This window comes from Microvirga thermotolerans, assembly GCF_009363855.1.
Taxonomy (GTDB): domain Bacteria; phylum Pseudomonadota; class Alphaproteobacteria; order Rhizobiales; family Beijerinckiaceae; genus Microvirga; species Microvirga thermotolerans.
The window spans coordinates 802,649-824,062 of record NZ_CP045423.1; the positions used below are offsets into that span (position 1 = coordinate 802,649).

Genomic DNA, 21,414 nt, shown 5'->3' on the forward strand with positions numbered 1-21,414 from the left:
GTTGCACTTGGTCCTTGACTGGGTCAAACGTTTTATTTGATCCCGTCAAGTAAAGCGGAATCAGTCGAGCCGCCAGTCGATGGGAGCGATGCCCCTCGCCGCGAGCCAGGCATTGGCCCGGCTGAAGGGGCGGCTCCCCCGGAAATCCCGCTGGCGGTTGAGGGGGGACGGGTGGCCCGCCTCGATCACGAGGTGCCGGTCCCTGTCGACGAGGGCGGCGCGCTCCCGCGCCTTCGCGCCCCAGAGCATGAAGACGGCCGCCTTCTGCGTCCCGGAGACGGCGACTACCGCCTCGTCCACCAGCTCGGACCAGCCGAGCCTCAGATGCGCGCCGGACCTGCCCGCCTCCACGGTCAGCGCCGTGTTGAGGAGGAGCACGCCCTGCTCCGCCCAGCGGGTGAGGTCGCCCCGGCGGGGCATCGGCACCGAAAGATCTTCCGCCATTTCGGCGAGAATCGTGCGCAGGGAAGCGGGCAGGCGGCGCGTCCCGGCATAGGAGAAGGCGAGACCGTGCGCATCGCCGGGGGTGGGATAGGGATCCTGGCCCAGGATCACGACCTTCACGGCCTCGAGGGGGGTGAGGACGAGGCTGGCGAAGACCTTCTCCGGGGGCGGCAGCACGTGCGCGCCCCGCGCGACGGCCCCGTCGACCTCGGCGGCGATTGCGTCGGCACGACGGTTCGCAAAGAAGGGGAGGGCGAGCCACGCGGCGGCCCGCGGATCCGCCCTGAAGGCGGCGAGAGCCTCGCTGACGGAACCTGTCATCGGCAAAATCCTTCTCTCCCGCAGCCGGTAGCATCGCCCCCGGAAGCTGTCGAGCGCCCGGCGCGATGCCGCCCACGATGCCGCCTTTGGAGAATTCCCGTGACAGACCGCTCAGATCTTCCCCCGACCCGCACCACGCAGCCCATGGACCCGCCGCCGCCCTCGGACACCCCGACGGTCGAGATGCTCAAGGCCGACATCGACAGCGGCAGGACCGGCGACAAGAACTCCGTCTACGACCCCGGTCTCGCCTCCCTCGGCGCCGACGACGAGGCGGCGGGCACGCCGGCCAGTCCCTTCCAGGTGGCGCTCGCCCGCCTCTCCGAGAGGACCCTGCGCTGGTCGAAGGGGGCACGCCCCGTCGGGGCGACCCACCACAAGGACGAGGGCTTCCCGGTCCTGTTCGTGAGCTTCATCGCTGCCGTGGCGGTCGTCTTCGCGTTCGGGATCTGGCTCGTGCGGGGCGGCTGAAGCCGGGGCTCCGGAAGGGCACCCGGTCCCGCAGGGACGCGCCGCCCGGGAACGGGCCGCTCCCGGCAAGGGGCCCGCCATCTCGGCCGTCGACAGATTGTTACTTCTGTGACACGTTTCTGGCCTAGGTTCCCTCATCACCCGTGGACCCCCCATGCGAGGACATTCGACCATGCTTGAAAGCCGTCCGCTGGCCGCCCTTCGCGCCGGCCTCCTTGGACTTTCCCTGCTTCTGTCGGGCACGGCCTTGGCCCAGGAGGCCGTGACGATCCGCTTCGTGCAGACCAACGACATCGACCGCATGAGCCCGGAGAAGGGCCGCGGCGGCTTCGCGAAGCTCGCGACGGTGATCAAGGAGGAGCGGGCGAAGGGCAACACCTTCTTCATCCACTCCGGCGACACGCTCTCGCCCTCGCTCCTGTCCGGGTTCGACAAGGGCGCCCACATCATCGACATCCTCAACCGCATGGGCGTGGACGCCATGGTGCCCGGCAACCACGAGTTCGACCTCGGCGCCGACGTGTTCCGGGCGCGGATGGCCGAGGCCAAATTCGACGTCCTCGCCACCAACATCGTCGACGGGGAGGGGATGCCGGCCAACACCAAGGCGGACAAGATCGTCGACGTCCAGGGCATCAAGATCGGCTTCTTCGGCCTGACGACGGAAGACACCCCCATCGTGTCGAGCCCCGGCACCATCAAGTTCAAGCCCACGGTCGCGACGGGCCGCGACAAGGTCAAGGACCTGCGCGCCAAGGGGGCCGACCTCGTGGTGGCGGTGGTCCACACGCCTCTCGAGGTGGACATGCTGCTGGCGCGCTCCTCCGGCGCCGACGTGATCCTCAGCGGCCACGACGAGCACCTCCTCGCCTTCTACGACGGCAAGGTCGCGGTGGCGGAATCCGAATCCCAGGGCAACTACATCAACGTGGTCGAGCTCTCCGTGAAGAAGACGGAGAAGGACGGGAAGACCACGGTTTCGTGGACTCCGAACTTCCGCATCGTCGACAGCGCCACGGTGAAGCCGGATCCGGAGATCGAGGCGGTCGTGAAGGGCTACGAGGACAAGCTCTCCAAGGAGCTCGACGTGGAGATCGGCGTCACCGAGACGCCCCTCGACAGCCGGCGCGCGACCGTGCGCGGCGGCGAGGCGGCGATCGGCAACCTGGTCGCGGACGCCCTGCGCGCCTCCGTCGGCGCCGACGTCGCCATCACCAACGGCGGTGGCCTGCGAGCCGACAAGGAATATGCCGCCGGCCAGAAGCTGACCCGGCGCGACATCCTGGCGGAAATGCCCTTCGGCAACACCACGGTCCTGCTGGAGGTGACGGGCGAGAAGCTCAAGGCCGCGCTTGAGAACGGCGTGAGCCAGGTGCGCGAACTCGGCGGCCGCTTCCCGCAGGTGTCCGGCATGGTCGTCGAGGTCGACATGAAGCAGCCGCCCGGCAGCCGCATCAAGTCGGTCACGGTCAACGGCCAGCCCCTCGATCCGGCCAAGACCTACAAGGTCGCAACGAACGACTTCATGGCCCGCGGCGGCGACGGCTACCGCGCCTTCGTGGACGCCAAGCCGCTCATCGACGTCGCCGCGAGCCAGCTCATGGCGTCGCAGGTGATCGACTACGTCGCCAAGGCCGGCAAGGTGGCCCCGAAGGTGGAAGGCCGCGTCGTCCTCCGCTGAGGCGACGGCGCAACCGAGGAAGGCCGGGAAGCCGCGCGCCCCGGCCTTCCCCATGCTCCCGAGGTTTGGAAAACGGGGGCAAGGCTGCTATTTCTCCGGTGCCCATCGTTCGCGCGGAGCCTTCGTTCCCGGCGAACGGCCCAGTTCAACGACATTTCGAAGCGGTTCCATTCTTGCCGATAGCGACCCGTCCTGCGGATTCCGTCCTGTCCCAAAAGCGGCGACGCCGGTCTCTCTTCCGTGGGCGGATGACCCTCGCCATGGGTCTCCTGGGCGTCATCTTCATCGTGGTAACCTTCGCATATATCGCCTGGGAGCAGCGCAGCCGCCTGATCCAGAGGGACGAGGGCGACATCCAGGACAGCGCCTTCTTCCTCGCCGACCACGCCGCGCGCCTGCTCGAGGTCACGGACGTCACCTTGCGGCAGACGGCGGCCCTCGTGGAGGACGAGAGCTGGTACACCATCGAGCCGTCGCGGATCCTGTGGGAGCAGGTGCGCGCCATCAAGCAGGCCTTGCCCTACATCGAGGACATCTGGCTGAACGATGCGGAGGGCAGGCTTCGTCTCACCTCGGCGGGCTTTCCGACCCCGGAATCCAATGCGAGCGACAGGGACGCCTTTCGGGCCCAGGTCGAGGTCGACCGGGGGCTCTACGTGGGGGAGCCGATCGTCGGGCGCGTCACCGGCGCGCCGACCTTCATGGTCAGCCGGCGCCTCCATTATCCGAACGGGAGTTTCCGCGGCGTCGTGTCCGTCACGGTCTCCCTGGCCTACTTCAACGATTACTGGGGACGGCTGCGCCTGCCGCCCAAGGCGCAGGTCAACCTGGTCCGCGCCGCTGACGGCAAGGTCATCGTGCAGTACCCCGCGCCGGGCGACGGCATCTCCTTCGCCCCCGTTTCCAAGGCGGGGTTCGAGCGGGCCATCGCGGAGAACCCCGAGGAGGGGATCTACACGGAGACGGCCGGACCGAGGGAGCGGAGGGGGGCCTATCACCGGGTCGGCCAGCTCCCCCTCTACGTCCAGGTGTTCATTCCCGCCGACGCCTACCGGAGGCCCTGGCTCGAACAGGTCAGGATCTACGGCGCCTTCGCCCTCTTCGCCCTGCTGGCCCTCCTGGCCCTGATGGCGGTCGCGGCCCGCCAGTTCCGCGAACAGGCCGCCAATGCGGCGCTGCTGGAGAGGGAGGTGGACCTGCGCACGCGCGAGCTGCGGATGGAGACCGCCGCCCTCGAAGTGCTGAACCGGACCGGCCGCGCGCTCGCCGCCGAGCTCGATTTCGGCAGGATCGCGCAATGCGTGATCGATGCGGGCGTGGAGCTGACGGGAGCGCAGATCGGCGTCTTCTTCTACCATGTGAGCGCGCATCGCCAGGCTGCGGGCGGCGAGGGCGACGAGGTCTCCATGCCCTATGCGGTTTCCGGCGAGCTGCGGGAGGCCTTCTCCGATGTCCCCATGGTCCGGCACACGGCCCTGTTCGCCCCGACCCTGGAGGATGGGAGAATCGTGCGCTCGGACGACATCACGGCCGATCCGGCCCGGAGACGGGACGAAACCCTCGGCGGCTTGCCCGAATGGCATCCGTCCCTGCGCAGCTACCTCGCCGTGCCCGTGGTCGCGCGGACGGGCGCCATCGAGGGCGCGCTCCTGTTCGGCCATGAGCAGGCGGGCGTGTTCACCGCGCGCGCGGAGCGGCTCGTCGTCGGGCTTGCCGGGCAGGCCGCCATCGCTCTCGAGAACAGCAATCTCTACAAGGCCGCGCAGTACGAGATCGAGGAGCGCAAGCAGGTCCAGACCCAGCAGTCCCTGCTGATCCGGGAGCTGCACCATCGGGTCAAGAACACCCTGGCCACCGTCCAGGCCGTGGTCGGCGCGACCGCCCGCACCACGTCGAGCATCGAGGATTTCTATGCGGCCTTCGTCGGACGCATCATCTCCCTCGCCAATACCCATTCGCTCCTGACCGAGGCGGTGTGGCAGACCGCCTCCCTGCGCGAGATCCTGGAGAAGGAGCTGAGCCCTTACAACGAGGCGTCCCGGGACAGGGTCCTGATCGAGGGGCCCCCGGTGGAGCTGCCCTCCGAGGCGGCGGTGCCCATCGGCATGGCGATCCACGAGCTGACGACGAACGCCGCCAAGTACGGTGCCCTGTCCATCGCCTCGGGCCGCGTCGCCGTGCGCTGGGAATCCGCGGTCGAGCCCGAGGGGCTGCGGCTCAAGCTGAGCTGGACGGAGGAGGGCGGCCCTCCCGTGGAGCCGCCGAAGCGGCAGGGCTTCGGCTCCCGGCTCCTCCACCGGGTGCTCGCCACCCAGCTCAACGCCGCCGTCCAGATGGATTTCGAGCCGACCGGCCTGAAGGTCTCCATCGACACGGTGCTGACCCCCGGCGGCTTCATCAACCCCTCCGCGTAAGGCAGGGCCGATCACGAAACCGTGGCCGGGCGCGGCCGCCCGCCCGGTTGGCGGGAAAGCCGGAAACTCCTATCTAGAGCCGGACAGGTGAAGCGGCCTCATGCAGGCGCGCCAAGGGGCTCCCGATGAACGAAACAGTGAAGCTTGCCGATCTCCGCCAGGGCGTGCGCCCGGTGGACCACCCGCCGGTCAGGGCGGGTCGCATCGGGGTGCTGCTTCTCAACCTCGGCACGCCGGAGGGCACGACCTACTGGCCGATGCGGCGCTACCTGAAGGAGTTCCTCTCCGACCGCCGGGTCATCGAGACCCCCCGGCTCCTGTGGTGGCCGATCCTGAACCTCATCATCCTGACCACTCGCCCCTCGCGGAAGGGCCGCGACTACGCGACGATCTGGAACAAGGCGCTCGACGAGGGGCCGCTCAAGACCATCACCCGCGCCCAGGCCCAGGACCTCGCCCGGCACCTGAAAGGCATCGCCGGCGACAGGATCTCGGTGGATTGGGCGATGCGCTACGGCAAGCCCGAGATCCGCGAGCGCATCCAGGCGCTGCTCGACGAGGGCTGCGACCGCATCCTCCTCGTGCCGCTCTATCCGCAATATTCCGCCGCCACGTCGGCGACCGCCTGCGACCATGCCTTCCGCGCCCTGATGGAGATGCGCTGGCAGCCGACGGTCCGGGTCTCGCCGCCCTACCACGACGATCCGGTCTATATCGACGCGGTGGTCTCCTCCATGAAGCGGGAGCTGGAGAAGCTCCCCTTCGAGCCCGAGGTCATCCTGGTGTCCTTCCACGGCGTGCCGAAGGAATACCTCCTGAAGGGCGACCCCTATCACTGCCATTGCGTGAAGACCTGGCGTCTCATGCGGGAGGCGTTCGGCTGGCCGGCGGACCGGTTCCGCATGAGCTTCCAGTCCCGCTTCGGCACGGCGGAATGGCTGCAGCCCTACACGGACAAGACGGTTCAGGCGCTGGCGGAAAGCGGGGTCAAGCGCCTCGCCATCGTCGCGCCGGGCTTCTCCGCCGACTGCCTCGAAACCCTCGAGGAGCTCGACGGCGAGAACCGCGAGATCTTCATGCACCACGGGGGCGAGCAGTTCGCGTACCTTCCGTGCCTCAACGACAGCGAGGAGGGCATGCGGGTGATCCGCCATATCGCGGAGCGGGAGCTCCAGGGCTGGATCTGAAGGACTGGATCTGAAGGACTGGATTCGAGGGCTGGGTCTGAGGCCGTGCCGCACCCGCGCGCGGCGCAAGTGCAAGTGCATGAAGGGGCATTCCTTTGCGGCAGGAAAGGCCATCGGGCAGTCGTTCTCAAGTTGCGGACAGAATTTCCGGCGCCCTCAAGAAATAATTCATCCCTTTCGGCGATGAGAAAGGGGCCTGATTCCTTCGCGTCAGAGCGGCGCGAGCCTCCACGGCGATGTGGCAGGCGCACCGGTCCGAGATGCACGTCCTTCGATCGCTTTCCATTCGCGCCAGGCTGATCGGCGCCTTCTCCTTCCTCGTCCTGCTCCTCGTTGCCCTCGGTCTGCTCGGCCTGCGCGGCCTCGAGCGGATCAACGCGCAGACCGCCGAGATCGCGGACGACTGGCTCGTGTCCACGCAGCGTATCGGCGTCCTCAACGCCGACGTGCGCGAGTTCCAGACGGTGGTGCTGCGCCACATGCTGGCCGACAGCGAGGAGGCGCAGGAGATCGAGGATGGGCTCGCCTGGCGCATCAACAACATCGCCGACGGGATCTTCTCCTACGAGAAGACGATCACGCGGGCCGAGGACCGGAAGCAGTTCGACGAGTTCAAGAAGCTCTGGAACCAGTACGAGAAGGAGGCCAGGACGGTCCTCGACTTCTCCCGCAACGGCGAGGTCGCCAAGGCCCGCGAGCACAATGCGCAGAAGGCCGTTCCCGTCGCCGAGCAGATCGGCTCGGTCCTGACCCGGCTGACCAAATGGAACCGCGACGGCGCCGAGGCGGCCCGCGCCGAGGCGGCCGCCGTCTATGCCGCAACGGAAAAGCTGACCCTCGGGGTCCTGGTGGCGGGAACGCTCGTCGCCATCGGGCTGGCGGCGCTGCTGATCCGGTCGATCTCGCGGGGGATTGCAGCGGTCACGCGGCCGATGGGCCTCCTCGCCGAAGGCGACCTTTCCGCCGCCATCCCCTTCCGCGGCCAGCGGACGGAGCTCGGCACCATCGCGGACGCCGTGCAGGTGTTCAAGGATGCGCTCATCGCGAAGCGCGAGGCCGACGAGGCGGCCGCTCTCGAGGCCGACGCGAAGGTGCGCCGCGCCCAGAGGCTCGACGAGATCATGCGCCGCTTCGAGGCGAACGTGTCCTCCCTCACCGCGGGCCTCGCGGGCGCCGCGACGCAGATGGAGGCGACGGCGCAGGGGATGTCGGCGATTGCGGACGAGACCAACCGGCAGTCGGTGAGCGTCGCCTCGGCGGCCGGGCAGACCTCCGCCAACGTGCAGACGGTGGCCGCCGCCACGGAGGAGCTCTCCATCTCGGTGCGCGAGATCGCGTCCCAGGTGAACCAGTCCTCGCAGATCGCCGAGAAGGCGGTGGCGGACGCGCAGCGCACCAATGCCACCGTCCAGGCGCTCGCCGAGACGGCGGAGAGGATCGGCAACGTGGTCGCGCTCATCAACACCATCGCCGGTCAGACCAACCTGCTCGCCCTCAACGCCACCATCGAGGCGGCCCGCGCCGGCGAGGCGGGCAAGGGCTTCGCCGTGGTGGCGAGCGAGGTCAAGGAGCTCGCCAACCAGACCGCCCGGGCGACGGAGGAGATCTCGGCCCAGATCGGGTCCGTACAGCAGGCGACCCGGGACGCCGTCGGCGCCATCGACGGGATCGGCCGCACCATCGCGCAGATGTCGCAGATCTCCACCGGCATCGCCGCCGCCATGGAGGAGCAGGGCGCGGCGACGGCGGAGATCGCGCGCAACGTGCAGGAGGCCGCCCGCGGCACCGAGCAGGTGACGGCGAGCATCGGCAGCGTGCAGGCGGGCGCGGGCGAAACGGGGGCCGCGGCGAGCCAGGTCCTCGGCGCGGCGCAGGAGCTGGCGCGCCAGTCCGAGAACCTGAGCCGCGAGGTGGCCGACTTCCTCACGGACGTGAAGGCGGCGTGACGCCCTTTGCGGAAGCGCGGCCCGGCCCGGGCCGTGCCCTATGCGCCCAAGGCGGTTTGGGATAGGCTGAACGCCTGCAACTTCGTTGCCCGGAGGGTCTGTCCGTGCTGAGCGGCTTCGACATTTTCGTGATCGTGCTCGTCCTCGTGGTGATCGTGACGATCGCCATGGGGATCAGGACCGTTCCGCAGGGCTATGCCTACACCGTCGAACGCTTCGGACGCTATGCGCGGACCCTGAGCCCCGGCCTCGGCCTGATCGTGCCCTACATCGAGCAGATCGGCAAAAAGGTGAACGTCATGGAGCAGGTGCTCGACGTTCCGAGCCAGGAGGCGTTCACCCGCGACAACGCGGGCGTCACCATCGACGCGGTGGCCTTCTTCCAGGTGCTCGACGCCGCCCGCGCCTCCTACGAGGTCTCGAACCTCAACCAGGCGCTGCTCATGCTGACGATGACCAACATCCGCACGGTCGTCGGCTCCATGGACCTCGATGAGCTCCTGTCCCACCGGGACGAGATCAACGAACGGCTCCTGCGCGTCGTCGACGCGGCGGCCTCGCCCTGGGGCGCCAAGGTCACCCGCGTCGAGATCAAGGACATCGTGCCGCCCGCGGACCTTGCCGGCGCCATGGCGCGGCAGATGAAGGCGGAGCGGGAGAAGCGGGCCGCCGTGCTCGAGGCGGAGGGCCTGCGGCAGGCGGAGATCCTGCGCGCCGAGGGCCAGAAGCAGGCGCAGATCCTGGCGGCGGAGGGGCGCAGGGAGGCCGCCTTCCGCGACGCGGAGGCCCGCGAGCGGCAGGCCGAGGCCGAGGCCAAGGCGACCGCCATGGTGAGCGGCGCCATCGCGGACGGCAACCTCGCCGCGGCCAACTTCCTGGTGGCCGAGAAATACGTGGAGGCCCTGCGGGCGCTCGCCACCGCTCCCAACCAGAAGGTGGTGATCGTCCCCATCGAGGCGGCGGGCCTCGCCGGAACCCTGGGCGGCATTGCCGAGATCACGAAATCCGTGTTCGGCGAGGGCGGCGGCGCGGCTGCCCGGCCCGCGCGCAGCGTGCCCACCGTCGTCGGCGGGGCGGAGCGCCCATGATCGCCGACGCCATCCGAAGCCTCGGGCCCTGGGCCTGGATCGTCCTCGGCCTTGCCCTCGTGGGGGTGGAACTCCTCGCCCCCGGCGTCTTCTTCATCTGGCTGGGGCTCGCGGCCCTGGCGACCGGGCTGCTCGACGCGGTGCTCGACCTGTCGTGGCAGGCCTCCGCCCTGCTCTTCGCCATGCTCTGCGTCGTGGCGGTGCTGGCCGGCCGGGCTCTCACCCGCCCGCGCCTGCAGCCGGACACGACCGCTGATTTCCTCAACCGCCGCGGGCAGGCCCTCGTGGGCCGCGTCTTCGTTCTCGAAACGCCGATCAAGGACGGGGAGGGACGCATCCGGGTGGACGACACCTCCTGGCGCGTCACCGGCGCGGACCGTTTCGCCGGCGCCAGGGTCCGCGTCGTGCGTGTCGAGGGCGCGACGCTCGTGGTGGACGATCCCTAGAGCGGATTGCGTTTCGATGGAATCGCGCTCCGCTCAGAAGCTCCTGGTTTGCCGCATTTTCGGACGGACCCGGAGGGCCGCGCCAGCGACCCGGAGGGCCGCGCCAGCGAAAACCGGTTCTCACTTCTCCTGAAAATGCTCTCAAAGAGGCGTTCGGGGGGCTCGGAAGGCGCGGCCGCTATGCCGCGCCCGCCCGCAGCAGGTCGAGATAATGCACGAGGCCGACCGGCCGGCGGTTCTCGACGACGATCAGGGCGGTGATCTTGGAGCTTTCCTGGATCTCCAGGGCCGAGGCGAGCAGGTCGTCGGGGGCGATGGTGCGCGGGGTCCTGGTCATCACCGCCGTGACGGGCAGGGTCCACAGGTCCGGCCGGAGGTTGCGCCGCAGGTCGCCGTCCGTGACGATGCCGGCGAGGGTGCCGTCCGGGTTGACCACGATCACCGAGCCGAAGCCCTTGCGGCCGATCTCCTCGATGGCCTCGTCCATGCGCGCCTCGATGCCGACGATGGGCAGGCGCTCGTTCCTGTGCATGACGTCCCGGACGAGCTTGAGGCGCGCGCCGAGCTTTCCCCCCGGATGGAAGACCCGGAAGTGCTCCGCGGTGAAGCCGCGCTTCTCCAGGAGGGCGATGGCGAGCGCGTCGCCCAGGGCGAGCTGCATCGTGGTCGAGGTCGTCGGCGCGAGTCCGTTCGGGCAGGCCTCGGCGGCCTTCGGCATGGCGAGGCAGATGTCGGCGGCGCGGCCCAGGGTCGAGGTCTCGCTCGAGGTCAGCGCGATCAGCGCCACCCGGAAACGCTTCGCGTAGGCGATGATGTCCGCAAGCTCGGTCGCCTCGCCGGACCAGGACAGGGCGACGATGACGTCCTCCGGCTGCACCATGCCGAGATCGCCGTGGCTCGCCTCCGCCGGATGGACGTAGTGGGCGGGCGTGCCCGTCGATGCGAGGGTCGCCGCGATCTTGCGGGCCACATGGCCGGACTTGCCCATGCCGGTCACGATCACCCGGCCGCGGGCCGCGGCGATCCGCTCGACCGCCGCCGTGAAGACGGGGCCGAGGCCGTTGCCGATGGCGTCGATCAGGGCGGTCAGGCCGTCCCGCTCGGTCACGAGGGTGCGGAGGGCCGAGTCGACGGCCCGGTCGGGGGAGGAGGGGGAGGTCGGTTGCGCGAGTGCCATGGCCGCCCCTCTAGCATGGAGCGGCGGCCGGGCAAAACCCTCGCGGCCGGGTCACTTTTGGCGCAGCAGCGCCTCGAGCTCCCGGCGGAAGTCCGGGCCCAGGTCCTCCCTTTCGAGGGCATAGGCCACGTTGGCCATGAGGAAGCCGATCTTCGAGCCCGTGTCGTAGGTCCTGCCCTGGTACTTCATGCCGAAGAAGGGCTGGTCGTTCATGAGGCGGATCATCGAGTCGGTCAGCTGGATCTCGTTGCCCGCGCCCCGCTCCTGGGTGGAGAGCAGGTCGAAGATCTCCGGCTGGAGGATGTAGCGGCCGGAGATGATGTAGTTGGAGGGGGCGGTTCCCTTCGGCGGCTTCTCGACCATGCCGGTGATCTCGAAGGTCTGGCCGAATTCCTGCCCCACCGAGACGATGCCGTACTGGTGGGTCTGGTCCGGAGGCACCTCCTCGACGGCGATGATGTTGCCGCCATGCTTCTCGTAGGCCGCGATCATCTGCGCCATGGAGCCGCGGCTGAGCATGTCCGGCAGGATCACGGCGAAGGGCTCGTCCCCGACGATCTCCCGGGCGCACCACACCGCGTGCCCGAGGCCGAGGGGCTCCTGCTGGCGGGTGAAGCTCGTGCGGCCGGCGGCGAACTGGTCCTTCGCCAGGGCCTCCAGCTCCTTCGTCTTGCCCCGGCTCTCCAGGGTCTGGTTCAGCTCGTAGGCGATGTCGAAGTGATCCTCGATCACGGCCTTGTTCCGGCCGGTCACGAAGACGAAGTGCTCGATGCCGGCGGCGCGGGCGTCGTCCACCACGTGCTGCACGACGGGGCGGTCCACCACGCAGAGCATCTCCTTCGGAACGGCCTTGGTGGCCGGCAGGAAACGGGTGCCGAGGCCGGCGACGGGCAGGACTGCTTTACGGATACGCTTCATGGAGAAAGCCATTGGCAAGAGAAGACCTTAGGGAGAAACGGGAGAGGCAAACTGTCAAGGTTCGATCATCCTATAACGCCCGTGTGAAGGTCTTGTTGCAGACGGGCGCCCCCTTTTGGCGGCGCGCAGATGAATTGCGGCTGAAGCGTCACGGTTAATGTCCCTCCGGCACGGGCCCGAGGGCCGAAGGCCGCAGCGATACCCTCTATCAACCGGCTGTTAACCTTCCTAAGGTCGCATGGCAGGATCCTGCACCCGTCCCGACCGTGAGCGACCCTCATGCAGAAGCCTTCCCGACCGGCGCGCCGCCTTGTCTGCGCTGCTCTCCTCCTGGGCCTCGCCCTTTCCCCCGGCCGGGACTGGGCTCTCCCCCCGGCGCAGGCCCAGGCCCAGGGCGGCTTCCAGGCCTTCGTCCAGAGCCTGTGGCCCCAGGCCCGGGCGCGCGGCGTGTCCCGCGCCACCTTCGAGGCCGCCTTCCGGGGCGTGGAGCCCGATTCCAAGATCGTCGCCCTGACCCGCAAGCAGTCCGAGTTCGTCCGCCCGATCTGGGACTACATCGAGGGTTCCGTGTCCGCGCAGCGCCTCGAGCGGGGCCGGCAGATGGCGGCGGAGTGGTCGCGCACCCTCGACATGGTGGAGCGGACCTACGGCGTTCCCCGCTCCGTCGTCCTCGGCGTCTGGGGGATGGAGACCAATTTCGGCAGCTTCACCGGCTCCATCTACGTGATTCGCGCCCTCGCGACCCTGGCCTATACCCGCTACCGGGGCGACTTCTTCAAGGACGAGCTCCTGACCGCGCTCCAGATCCTGGAGAACGACCACATCGACCGGGACAAGATGCTCGGCTCCTGGGCGGGGGCCATGGGCCAGACCCAGTTCATGCCCTCGAGCTTCATGAAGTTCGCCGTGGACGGCAACCGGGACGGCGTCCGCGACATCTGGACATCGGTGCCCGACGCCCTGGCCTCCACCGCCAACTACCTGCGGCAGCAGGGCTGGGAGCCCGGACTGCCCTGGGGTTTCGAGGTCAAGCTGCCGAAGGGGTTCGATTACCGCAACCTGCGGCTGGGCTTTTCGAGCTGGGCGGCCCTGGGCGTCCGCCGCATGGACGGCCAGCCGTTCCCTCGTTCGGGGGAGGCCGCTCTCTTCCTGCCCGCCGGGGCCGACGGGCCGAGCTTCCTGGTCACCGACAACTACGACGTGATCAAGTCCTACAATTCGTCGGACGCCTATGCGATGGGCGTCGTCCATCTGGGGGACAGGATCATGGGCGCCGGGCCGATCCGCGCCGCCTGGCCCAAGGACAAGCCCCTCCTCGACAAGGACCAGCGCGAGGAGCTCCAGAAGCATCTCGCGGGCCTCGGCCTCTACCGGGGCGACGCCGACGGCAAGCTCGGGTCCAAGACCCGCGAGGCCGTCAGGAACTTCCAGCTCGCGCGGGGTTTGGTCCCGGACGGCTACGCCGACCTCGCCGTCCTGCGCGAATTGCGCGCGGCCCGCTGACGGAGCGTCGGCGCGGCCCTATAAAGAAGGCTGGTCCGCGCCGATGGAACCGCTCATGCGAACGAGAATCCTGCTTCGCCTGCTGCTTCCGGTCCTGCCGCTCCTCCTGGCCGGCGCCGGTTCCGCCTGGGCGCAGCCCGTCTACCCCTATCCCCCGCCCGGCTACGGTCCTCCCCCCGGCTATGGGCAGCCGCAGCGCCAGAGGGACCTGCGCGCCTACCCGCCCGGATACTATCCCGGCAAGCTCGTCCAGCCGGCGCAGCCGCAGCCGGGCTTCAGCCTGAGGCGGCTGTTCGGCGTGCCCGACGAACCGCCGCAGGCCTACAAGCCGGCCGTGCGTCCGCGCCGTCCCGCTCCCCCGCCCGTCACCGTGACGCGTCAGGAGAAGCCGAAGCCCAACGCGGCCACCCAGGTGGTGGTGTTCGGCGACGCGCTCGCCGGCTCGGTGGGCCAGGGCATCGCCGACCTCTATGCGGATTCCGACGACGTCGCCGTCGTCCGCAAGACGAAGGAGGACGGCGGCCTCCTGCGCTCCGAGCCGGAGGAGTGGCCGAAATTCATCCGGGAGGTTCTCGACGGCGGACAGAAGGCCAGCCTCGCGGTGGTGATGATCGGCGCCAGGGACCGCGTTTCGGTCAAGGATCAGGCCGGCGACCACGAGCCGCTCTCGCCCGCCTGGCGCGAGGCCTACCGCCAGCGGGCCGACGCGGTCCTGCGCGTGTTCAGGGAGCGCGGGATTCCGGTGGTGTGGGTCGGCCTGCCTCCCATGAAGAGCGAGGACGCGTCGGAGGACCTGCTGGCGATGAACGAGATCTTCCGCGAGAGCGTCCAGCGCAACGGCGGCGCCTATGTGGACATCTGGCCCGGCTTCGTGGACGAGGACAACCGCTACACCGCGACGGGCCCTGACGTGAACGGCCAGCCCGCCAAGCTGCGCGGGAGCGACGGCGTGTCCTTCACCAAGGCGGGGGCGCGCAAGCTTGCGCATTTCGCCGATGCGGAGATCAAGCGGATCATCGCCGCAAGCCAGGCCGGCACCGCGAGCGCGGCCCTGCCGCCGCCCACGGGCACGCCCGCGGACCCCGCGCAGCCGGGCTCCATCGAGGCTTCGCTGCCGGCCCCGCCGGAGGCCGCCCCTCCCGTGCCGCTGCCGTCGAAGCCGCTCGTCGGCCCCGTCCTGCCCCTGAACCGCCCGGAGGTGGCGCCCGGCGGCACCCTGGTCACCGCGAGGCCCAGGCTGGCCGGGGACCAGGCCTATCCGATCCGGCGGACCCTGCGGGAGGGCATCCCGCCGAGTTCGCGCCCGGGCCGTGCCGACGACTTCCGCTGGCCGCAATAGCCGCCGGCGGATATCGGGCGATCAGCGCGGCAGGATGGACGATCCCATCAGGTATTCGTCGATGGCCCGCGCGGCCTGCCGCCCCTCGCGGATCGCCCAGACCACGAGGGACTGGCCCCGGCGCATGTCGCCGGCCACGAAGACCTTCTCGCTGGACGTCCGGTAGTCCCGGTCGCTGGCGGCCACGTTGCCGCGCCGGTCGAGGGCGACGCCAGCCTCTTCCAGCAGGCCCTTCCTCACCGACCCGGCGAAGCCGATGGCGATGAAGACGAGGTCGGCCTTGAGGGTGAACTCGGTCCCCGGAACGGGCTGGCGCTTCTCGTCCACGCGGGCGCACTGCACGCCGACGACCCGGCCCTTCTTGCCCTCGATGCTCAGGGTGGCCGCCTGGAACTCGCGCTCCGCGCCCTCGGCCTGGCTCGAGGAGGTGCGCATCTTCGTGGGCCAGTAGGGCCACACGGTCAGCTTGTCCTCGCGCTCCGGCGGCCTGGGGCGGATGTCGAGCTGCGTCACCGAGAGAGCCCCCTGCCGGAAGGCGGTGCCGATGCAGTCGGACGCGGTGTCGCCGCCGCCGATCACCACCACGTGCTTGCCCGCGGCGAGGATCGGCTCCTCCGGGATCTCCTCCTGTCCCACGCGCTTGTTGGACTGGGTGAGGTAGGGCATGGCGAAGTGCACGCCGGCGAGGTCCTGGCCGGGCAGGCCGGGATCGCGCGGCTCCTCCGCGCCGCCGGCGAAGAGCACGGCGTCGTATTCGTTGTGGAGGGAGGCGAAGCTCTTGTTCACGCCCACGTTGACGCCGCAGTGGAAGACGACGCCCTCGGCCTCCATCTGCTTCACGCGCCGGTCGATGTGGTACTTCTCCATCTTGAAGTCGGGAATGCCGTAGCGCAGGAGCCCGCCGGGCTTGGCCTCGCGCTCGAAGACATGGACCTCGTGCCCCGCGCGGGCGAGCTGCTGGGCGGCGGCGAGACCCGCCGGCCCGGAGCCGATGACGGCGACGCGCTTGCCCGTGGAGACCTCGGCGACCTCCGGCTTGATCCAGCCCATCTCCCAGGCCTTGTCGGCGATGGCCTGCTCGATGGTCTTGATGGCGACCGGCTGGTTCTCCAGGTTGAGGGTGCAGGCCTCCTCGCACGGCGCGGGGCAGATGCGGCCCGTGAACTCCGGAAAGTTGTTGGTGGAGTGCAGGTTGCGGGCCGCCTCCTCCCAGTCGCCCTGCCAGACGAGATCGTTCCAGTCGGGGATCTGGTTGTGCACCGGGCAGCCCGTCGGCCCGTGGCAGAAGGGGATTCCGCAATCCATGCAGCGCCCCGCCTGCTTCTTCAGGTCGCTGTCGTCGAGCGGCAGCGTGAACTCGCGGAAGTGGCGGATCCGCTCGCCGGCGAGCTGGTACTTCTGCTCCTGCCGGTCGTATTCGAGAAAGCCTGTGACCTTGCCCATGGAACTGCCCCTTGATCCTTATTCCGCCGCCTGCAGGTTGCGAAGGCGATCCATTTCCTGAAGGGCGCGGCGGTACTCGACCGGCATCACCTTCACGAACTTCGTCCGGAAGGTCGCCCAGTTGTCCAGGATCTCCTTGGCGCGCGCCGATCCCGTGTAGGTGTGGTGGTTGGTGATGAGCTGCATCAGCCGCTCCTCGTCCGAGCCCGACATGTTGGCGAGGATGTCGATGCGCCCCTTGGTCTCCAGGTCGCCGCCGTGATGGAGGACGCGGCGCATGAGCTCCTCCTCCTCCTCGACCGGCTCGAGATCGACCATGGACAGGTTGCAGCGCTGGGCGAAGGTGCCGTCCTCGTCGAGCACGTAGGCGATGCCGCCCGACATGCCCGCCGCGAAGTTGCGGCCGGTCTGGCCGAGCACCACCACGAGGCCGCCGGTCATGTATTCGCAGCCGTGGTCGCCGGTGCCTTCCACCACCGCGATGGCGCCGGAATTGCGCACCGCGAAGCGCTCGCCCGCGACGCCGCGGAAATAGGCTTCGCCCGCGATGGCGCCGTACATCACCGTGTTGCCGACGATGATCGAGCGCTCCGGCGCCGCCTTCATGGCGGCCGAGGGCTTGATGATGAGCTTGCCGCCGGACAGGCCCTTGCCCACGTAGTCGTTCGCCTCCCCTTCGAGGACGAGGGTGACGCCCGCCGCGAGCCACGCGCCGAAGCTCTGGCCCGCCGTTCCCTTGAGCTTCACGGTGATGGTGTCGTCCGGCAGGCCCTCGTGGCCGTAGCGCCGGGCGACCTCGCCGGAGAGCATGGCGCCCACCGCCCGGTCGGCGCTGCGCACCGTCTCCTCGACGACGACGGGCTCGCCCCGCTCCAGGGCCGGTGCGGCCTTGGCGATGAAGGCGCGGTCGAGGACCTTCTCGATGGGATGGACCTGGCGCTCCGTGTGGCGGATGGCCACGTCCGGTCCGACGTCCGGCCTGTGGAAGAGCCTGGTGAAGTCGAGACCCTTCGCCTTCCAGTGGTCGATGGCGGCGTTCTTGTCGAGCAGGTCCGACTGGCCGATCATCTCGTCCAACGTCCTGAAGCCCATCTCCGCCATGAGCTCGCGCACCTCTTCCGCGACGAAGAAGAAGTAGTTGATCACGTGTTCGGGCAGTCCCTTGAAGCGCTTGCGCAGGACGGGATCCTGCGTCGCCACGCCCACCGGGCAGGTGTTGAGGTGGCACTTGCGCATCATGATGCAGCCCGCAGCGATGAGCGGCGCGGTGGAGAAGCCGAACTCGTCCGCGCCCAGGAGCGCCGCGATCACCACGTCGCGCCCGGTGCGCAGGCCGCCGTCGGCCTGGATCGACACGCGGCCGCGCAGGCGGTTCAGCACCAGGGTCTGCTGGGTCTCGGCGAGCCCGATCTCCCAGGGGGAGCCCGCGTGCTTGATGGAGGTGAGGGGAGAGGCGCCCGTTCCGCCCTCGAAGCCCGAGATGGTGATGTGGTCGGCCCGCGCCTTGGCGACGCCCGCCGCGACGGTGCCGACGCCGACCTCCGAGACGAGCTTCACGGACACGTCGGCCCGCGGGTTCACGTTCTTCAGGTCGAAGATGAGCTGCGCCAGGTCCTCGATGGAGTAGATGTCGTGGTGCGGCGGCGGCGAGATGAGGCCGACGCCCGGCGTCGAGTGCCGGACCCGCGCGATCTTCACGTCCACCTTGTGGCCCGGAAGCTGCCCGCCCTCGCCGGGCTTCGCGCCCTGGGCGACCTTGATCTGCATCACGTCCGCGTTGACGAGATACTCCGTCGTCACGCCGAAGCGGCCGGAGGCGACCTGCTTGATCGCCGAGCGCTTCGAGCGCCCGTCCGGCAGCGGCCTGAAGCGCTCCGGCTCCTCGCCGCCCTCGCCGGTGTTGGACTTGGCCCCCATGGCGTTCATGGCGAGCGCGAGGGTCTCGTGCGCCTCCTTCGAGATGGACCCGAAGGACATGGCGCCCGTGGAGAACCGCTTCACGATCTCGCTTGCGGGCTCCACTTCGGACAGCGGCACGGGCGCGCGCCCCGTCTCCTCCGCGAGCTTGATGCGGAAGAGGCCGCGCAGCGTCTTGAGGTGGTTCTCCTGCTCGTTCACGAGGCGGGCGAACTCGCGGTAGCGGTCCTGCGCGTTGAGGCGCACCGCGTGCTGGAGCGTCGCCACCGTGTCCGGGTTCCAGGCGTGCTCCTCGCCGCGGATGCGGTAGGCGTACTCGCCGCCCACGTCGAGCATGTCCCGGTAGACGGGCGCATTGCCGAACGCGTCGCGGTGGCGCTGCACGGTCTCCGCGGCGATCTCGTCCATGCCGACGCCCTCGATCGTGGTCGCGGTGCCGAAGAAGTCGCGGTTCACGAAATCGGACTTCAGGCCGACCGCGTCGAAGATCTGCGCGCCGCAATAGGACTGGTAGGTCGAGATGCCCATCTTCGACATGACCTTCAGCAGTCCCTTGCCGATGGACTTGATGTAGCGCTTGACCGCCTCCTCCTCGTCCACCTCGCCGGGCAGTTCGCCCGCCCTGTGCATGGCCGCGATGGTCTCGAAGGCGAGGTACGGGTTGATCGCCTCGGCGCCGTAGCCGGCGAGGCAGGCGAAGTGGTGCACCTCGCGCGGCTCGCCGGATTCCACCACGAGGCCGACGGACGTGCGCAGGCCCTTGCGGATGAGGTAGTTGTGGACCGCCGCCGTCGCCAGAAGGGCGGGAATCGGGATGCGGTCGGGGCCCACCATGCGGTCGGAGAGGATGATGATGTTGTAGCCGCCGTGCACGGCCGCCTCGGCCCGGTCGCAGAGCCGGTCGAGGGCCCCGTCGAGCGCCGCGGCGCCGAGCTCGGCGGGATAGGTGATGTCGAGGGTCTTGGTGTCGAAGCGGTCCTCGAAGTGGCCGATGCAGCGGATCTTCTCCAGGTCCTCGTTGGTGAGGATCGGCTGGCGCACCTCCAGGCGCTTGCGGCGCGAGGTGCCTTCGAGATCCAGGATGTTCGGGCGCGGGCCGATGAACGACACGAGGCTCATGACGAGCTCCTCGCGGATCGGGTCGATCGGCGGGTTCGTCACCTGCGCGAAGTTCTGCTTGAAGTAGGTGTAGAGCAGCTTCGGCTTGCTGGAGAGCGCGGAGATCGGCGTGTCCGATCCCATCGAGCCCACCGCCTCCTGGCCGGTCACGGCCATGGGCTGCATGAGGAGCTTGAGGTCCTCCTGGGTGTAGCCGAAGGCCTGCTGCCGGTCGAGGAGCGAAACGTCCGTGCGGGACTCGCGCGCCTGCACGGGCTTCAGGTCCTCGAGCACGATCTGCGTGCGCTTCAGCCATTCCTTGTAGGGGTGCGCGTTCGACAGCTGGCGCTTGATCTCGTCGTCGGAGACGATGCGGCCTTCCTCCAGGTCGATCAGGAGCATCTTGCCCGGCTGCAGGCGCCACTTCTCGACGATCTTCTCCTCCGGGATCGGCAACACGCCCATCTCGGAGGCGAGCACCACGAGGCCGTCGTCGGTCACGAGGTAGCGGGCGGGCCGCAGGCCGTTGCGGTCGAGCGTCGCGCCGATCTGCCGGCCGTCGGTGAAGCACACGGCTGCGGGGCCGTCCCACGGCTCCATGAGGGCGGCGTGGTACTCGTAGAAGGCGCGGCGGCTCTCGTCCATGAGCGGATTGCCCGCCCAGGCCTCCGGGATCAGCATCATCATCGCGTGCGCCAGCGAGTAGCCGCCGCGCACCAGGAACTCGAGGGCGTTGTCGAAGCAGGCGGTGTCGGACTGGCCCTCGTAGGAGATCGGCCAGATCTTGGAGATGTCGTTGCCGAAGAGCTCGGAATCGACCGAGGCCTGGCGGGCGGCCATCCAGTTCACGTTGCCGCGCAGGGTGTTGATCTCGCCGTTGTGGGCGACCATGCGGTACGGGTGGGCGAGCTGCCAGGTCGGGAAGGTGTTGGTGGCGAAGCGCTGGTGGACGAGGGCGATGGCGCTCTCGAAGCGCGGGTCCTGCAGGTCGCGGTAGTAGCGGCCGAGCTGGGTCACCAGCACCATGCCCTTGTAGACGATGGTGCGGGAGGACAGGGAAACCGGGTAGTAGCCCGCGGTGCGCGGGTCCTTCATGTCGTAGACGGCGTTGGAGATCACCTTGCGGGCGAGGAACAGGCGCCGCTCGAAGGTCTCCTGGTCGTCCATCCCCTTGCCCTTGCCGATGAAGATCTGCCGGTGCAGGGGCTCGGAGGCCTTGACGCTCTCGCCGAGGTCGCTCGAATCCACCGGCACGTCGCGCCAGCCCAGGACCTGCAGGCCCTCGTCGGCGATCGCCTTCGTGACGATCTCCTCGACGAGCCTGAAGCCCTCCGGGTCGCGCGGCATGAACAGGTGGCCGACGCCGTACGCGCCCGCTTCCGGCAGCCAGATGCCGAGCTTGGCGCATTCGGCGGCGAAGAACCGGTGCGGGATCTGCACCAGGATGCCGCAGCCGTCGCCGGCCTTGGGATCCGCGCCGACGGCGCCGCGATGGTCGAGGTTGAGGAGGATCTGCAGGCCCTGCTCGACGATGGCGTGGGACTTGCGGTTCTTCATGTCGGCGATGAAGCCGACGCCGCAGGAATCCTTCTCGCGCGCGGGGTCGTAGAGCCCCTGCCGGGCAGGCAGGGCGGGGTCCGTCGCCGGGCGGGCCGTCGTATCCGTCTTGGCGGCCGCGCGGCTTGAGGCTTCGGTCGTCAGGCTCTTCATCGGCACGTCGGTCATTCCAGGTCCTCGCATCCAGGCGAACGGGTCACGTCGGGTGTTCGGGGCGGCTTTCGGGTCCGCCGGATGTCGGTGAAGATCCGGAGCCCGCCGCTTCTTGCGTTTCTTGGAGGGGGGATCCTGGCAGGGAGCCCGCACCTCGCGGGCTGCCTTGGGCCTGCGTTCAGCCCAGAGTCGCCCGTCCCGCCCACGTTTTGCGGGCGGCTTTGGCGGTATCTCGTTTCGTTCGCGGTGCGCGAAGCATCAAGAAACCCTCAGGGGACGAAGGAGCGCAGGCGCTCCAGATGGGACAGTAT

At 69.2% G+C, this 21,414-nt stretch carries 14 protein-coding genes; 9 read left to right on the forward strand and 5 right to left on the reverse strand.

The window, feature by feature from the left end:
- Nucleotides 1–60: 60 nt before the first annotated feature.
- A complete protein-coding gene (gene ung / locus GDR74_RS03740) occupies nt 61–765 on the reverse strand; it encodes a uracil-DNA glycosylase (RefSeq protein WP_152585049.1) in 705 nt (234 codons plus the stop codon).
- Between the two features lie 99 nt (nt 766–864).
- On the opposite strand from ung, the gene GDR74_RS03745 reads away from it, so the two are divergent.
- The 7 genes from GDR74_RS03745 to GDR74_RS03775 all read left to right on the forward strand — a co-directional run bounded on the left by GDR74_RS03745 (nt 865) and on the right by GDR74_RS03775 (nt 9,998).
- Complete coding sequence (locus tag GDR74_RS03745) at nt 865–1,236, forward strand: hypothetical protein (protein ID WP_425486942.1); 372 nt, start codon at nt 865–867, stop codon at nt 1,234–1,236.
- Nucleotides 1,237–1,408: 172 nt separating this feature from the next.
- Entirely contained in the window at nt 1,409–2,917 is a 1,509-nt protein-coding gene (locus tag GDR74_RS03750; RefSeq protein WP_246179839.1) for a bifunctional metallophosphatase/5'-nucleotidase, read from the forward strand.
- A gap of 248 nt (nt 2,918–3,165) precedes the next feature.
- Complete coding sequence (locus tag GDR74_RS03755; RefSeq protein ID WP_152585050.1) at nt 3,166–5,331, forward strand: HWE histidine kinase domain-containing protein; 2,166 nt, start codon at nt 3,166–3,168, stop codon at nt 5,329–5,331.
- A gap of 125 nt (nt 5,332–5,456) precedes the next feature.
- On the forward strand, nt 5,457–6,518 hold the full coding sequence (gene hemH / locus GDR74_RS03760; RefSeq protein ID WP_152585051.1) for a ferrochelatase: 1,062 nt from the start codon (nt 5,457–5,459) through the stop codon (nt 6,516–6,518).
- 260 nt (nt 6,519–6,778) lie between these two features.
- A complete protein-coding gene (locus tag GDR74_RS03765; RefSeq protein ID WP_194164616.1) occupies nt 6,779–8,464 on the forward strand; it encodes a methyl-accepting chemotaxis protein in 1,686 nt (561 codons plus the stop codon).
- 167 nt (nt 8,465–8,631) lie between these two features.
- Nucleotides 8,632–9,552 carry an SPFH domain-containing protein gene (locus GDR74_RS03770; RefSeq protein WP_425486952.1) on the forward strand — a complete coding sequence of 307 codons (921 nt, stop codon included), beginning with the start codon at nt 8,632–8,634 and terminating at the stop codon, nt 9,550–9,552.
- Nucleotides 9,549–9,998, forward strand: a complete 450-nt coding sequence (locus GDR74_RS03775) for an NfeD family protein (protein WP_152585053.1) — start codon at nt 9,549–9,551, stop codon at nt 9,996–9,998. Before GDR74_RS03770 ends, GDR74_RS03775 begins: the two co-directional genes overlap by 4 nt.
- Nucleotides 9,999–10,176: 178 nt before the next feature.
- On the opposite strand, the gene GDR74_RS03780 is transcribed toward GDR74_RS03775, so the two are convergent.
- Nucleotides 10,177–11,175 (reverse strand): KpsF/GutQ family sugar-phosphate isomerase, encoded by a 999-nt coding sequence (locus tag GDR74_RS03780; RefSeq protein WP_152585054.1) that lies wholly within the window; start codon nt 11,173–11,175, stop codon nt 10,177–10,179.
- A gap of 51 nt (nt 11,176–11,226) precedes the next feature.
- Nucleotides 11,227–12,093: a UTP--glucose-1-phosphate uridylyltransferase gene (locus tag GDR74_RS03785; RefSeq protein ID WP_152585055.1), complete on the reverse strand. Its 867-nt coding sequence runs from the start codon at nt 12,091–12,093 to the stop codon at nt 11,227–11,229.
- 279 nt (nt 12,094–12,372) lie between these two features.
- Between GDR74_RS03785 and GDR74_RS03790 the strand changes: the two genes are divergently transcribed.
- Nucleotides 12,373–13,596: a lytic murein transglycosylase gene (locus GDR74_RS03790; RefSeq protein WP_152585056.1), complete on the forward strand. Its 1,224-nt coding sequence runs from the start codon at nt 12,373–12,375 to the stop codon at nt 13,594–13,596.
- A 55-nt stretch (nt 13,597–13,651) separates the two neighbouring features.
- Nucleotides 13,652–14,935 (forward strand): SGNH/GDSL hydrolase family protein, encoded by a 1,284-nt coding sequence (locus tag GDR74_RS03795; RefSeq protein ID WP_194164617.1) that lies wholly within the window; start codon nt 13,652–13,654, stop codon nt 14,933–14,935.
- Between the two features lie 21 nt (nt 14,936–14,956).
- On the opposite strand, the gene GDR74_RS03800 is transcribed toward GDR74_RS03795, so the two are convergent.
- Entirely contained in the window at nt 14,957–16,378 is a 1,422-nt protein-coding gene (locus tag GDR74_RS03800) for a glutamate synthase subunit beta (RefSeq protein WP_152585058.1), read from the reverse strand.
- A gap of 18 nt (nt 16,379–16,396) precedes the next feature.
- The gene (gltB, locus tag GDR74_RS03805) at nt 16,397–21,133 is read right to left on the reverse strand and encodes a glutamate synthase large subunit (protein WP_425486943.1); all 4,737 of its coding nucleotides are present in this window, start codon (nt 21,131–21,133) and stop codon (nt 16,397–16,399) included.
- Nucleotides 21,134–21,414: the final 281 nt, after the last annotated feature.

What these genes read in the sequence shown, in the direction of transcription:
- ung (WP_152585049.1), bottom strand. Translation starts at nt 765, where the DNA reads ATGACAGGTTCCGTCAGCGAGGCTCTCGCCGCCTTCAGGGCGGATCCG.
- GDR74_RS03750 (WP_246179839.1), top strand. Translation starts at nt 1,409, where the DNA reads ATGCTTGAAAGCCGTCCGCTGGCCGCCCTTCGCGCCGGCCTCCTTGGA.
- GDR74_RS03755 (WP_152585050.1), top strand. Translation starts at nt 3,166, where the DNA reads ATGACCCTCGCCATGGGTCTCCTGGGCGTCATCTTCATCGTGGTAACC.
- hemH (WP_152585051.1), top strand. Translation starts at nt 5,457, where the DNA reads ATGAACGAAACAGTGAAGCTTGCCGATCTCCGCCAGGGCGTGCGCCCG.
- GDR74_RS03765 (WP_194164616.1), top strand. Translation starts at nt 6,779, where the DNA reads ATGCACGTCCTTCGATCGCTTTCCATTCGCGCCAGGCTGATCGGCGCC.
- GDR74_RS03770 (WP_425486952.1), top strand. Translation starts at nt 8,632, where the DNA reads ATGGGGATCAGGACCGTTCCGCAGGGCTATGCCTACACCGTCGAACGC.
- GDR74_RS03775 (WP_152585053.1), top strand. Translation starts at nt 9,549, where the DNA reads ATGATCGCCGACGCCATCCGAAGCCTCGGGCCCTGGGCCTGGATCGTC.
- GDR74_RS03780 (WP_152585054.1), bottom strand. Translation starts at nt 11,175, where the DNA reads ATGGCACTCGCGCAACCGACCTCCCCCTCCTCCCCCGACCGGGCCGTC.
- GDR74_RS03785 (WP_152585055.1), bottom strand. Translation starts at nt 12,093, where the DNA reads ATGAAGCGTATCCGTAAAGCAGTCCTGCCCGTCGCCGGCCTCGGCACC.
- GDR74_RS03790 (WP_152585056.1), top strand. Translation starts at nt 12,373, where the DNA reads ATGCAGAAGCCTTCCCGACCGGCGCGCCGCCTTGTCTGCGCTGCTCTC.
- GDR74_RS03795 (WP_194164617.1), top strand. Translation starts at nt 13,652, where the DNA reads ATGCGAACGAGAATCCTGCTTCGCCTGCTGCTTCCGGTCCTGCCGCTC.
- GDR74_RS03800 (WP_152585058.1), bottom strand. Translation starts at nt 16,378, where the DNA reads ATGGGCAAGGTCACAGGCTTTCTCGAATACGACCGGCAGGAGCAGAAG.
- gltB (WP_425486943.1), bottom strand. Translation starts at nt 21,133, where the DNA reads ATGCGAGGACCTGGAATGACCGACGTGCCGATGAAGAGCCTGACGACC.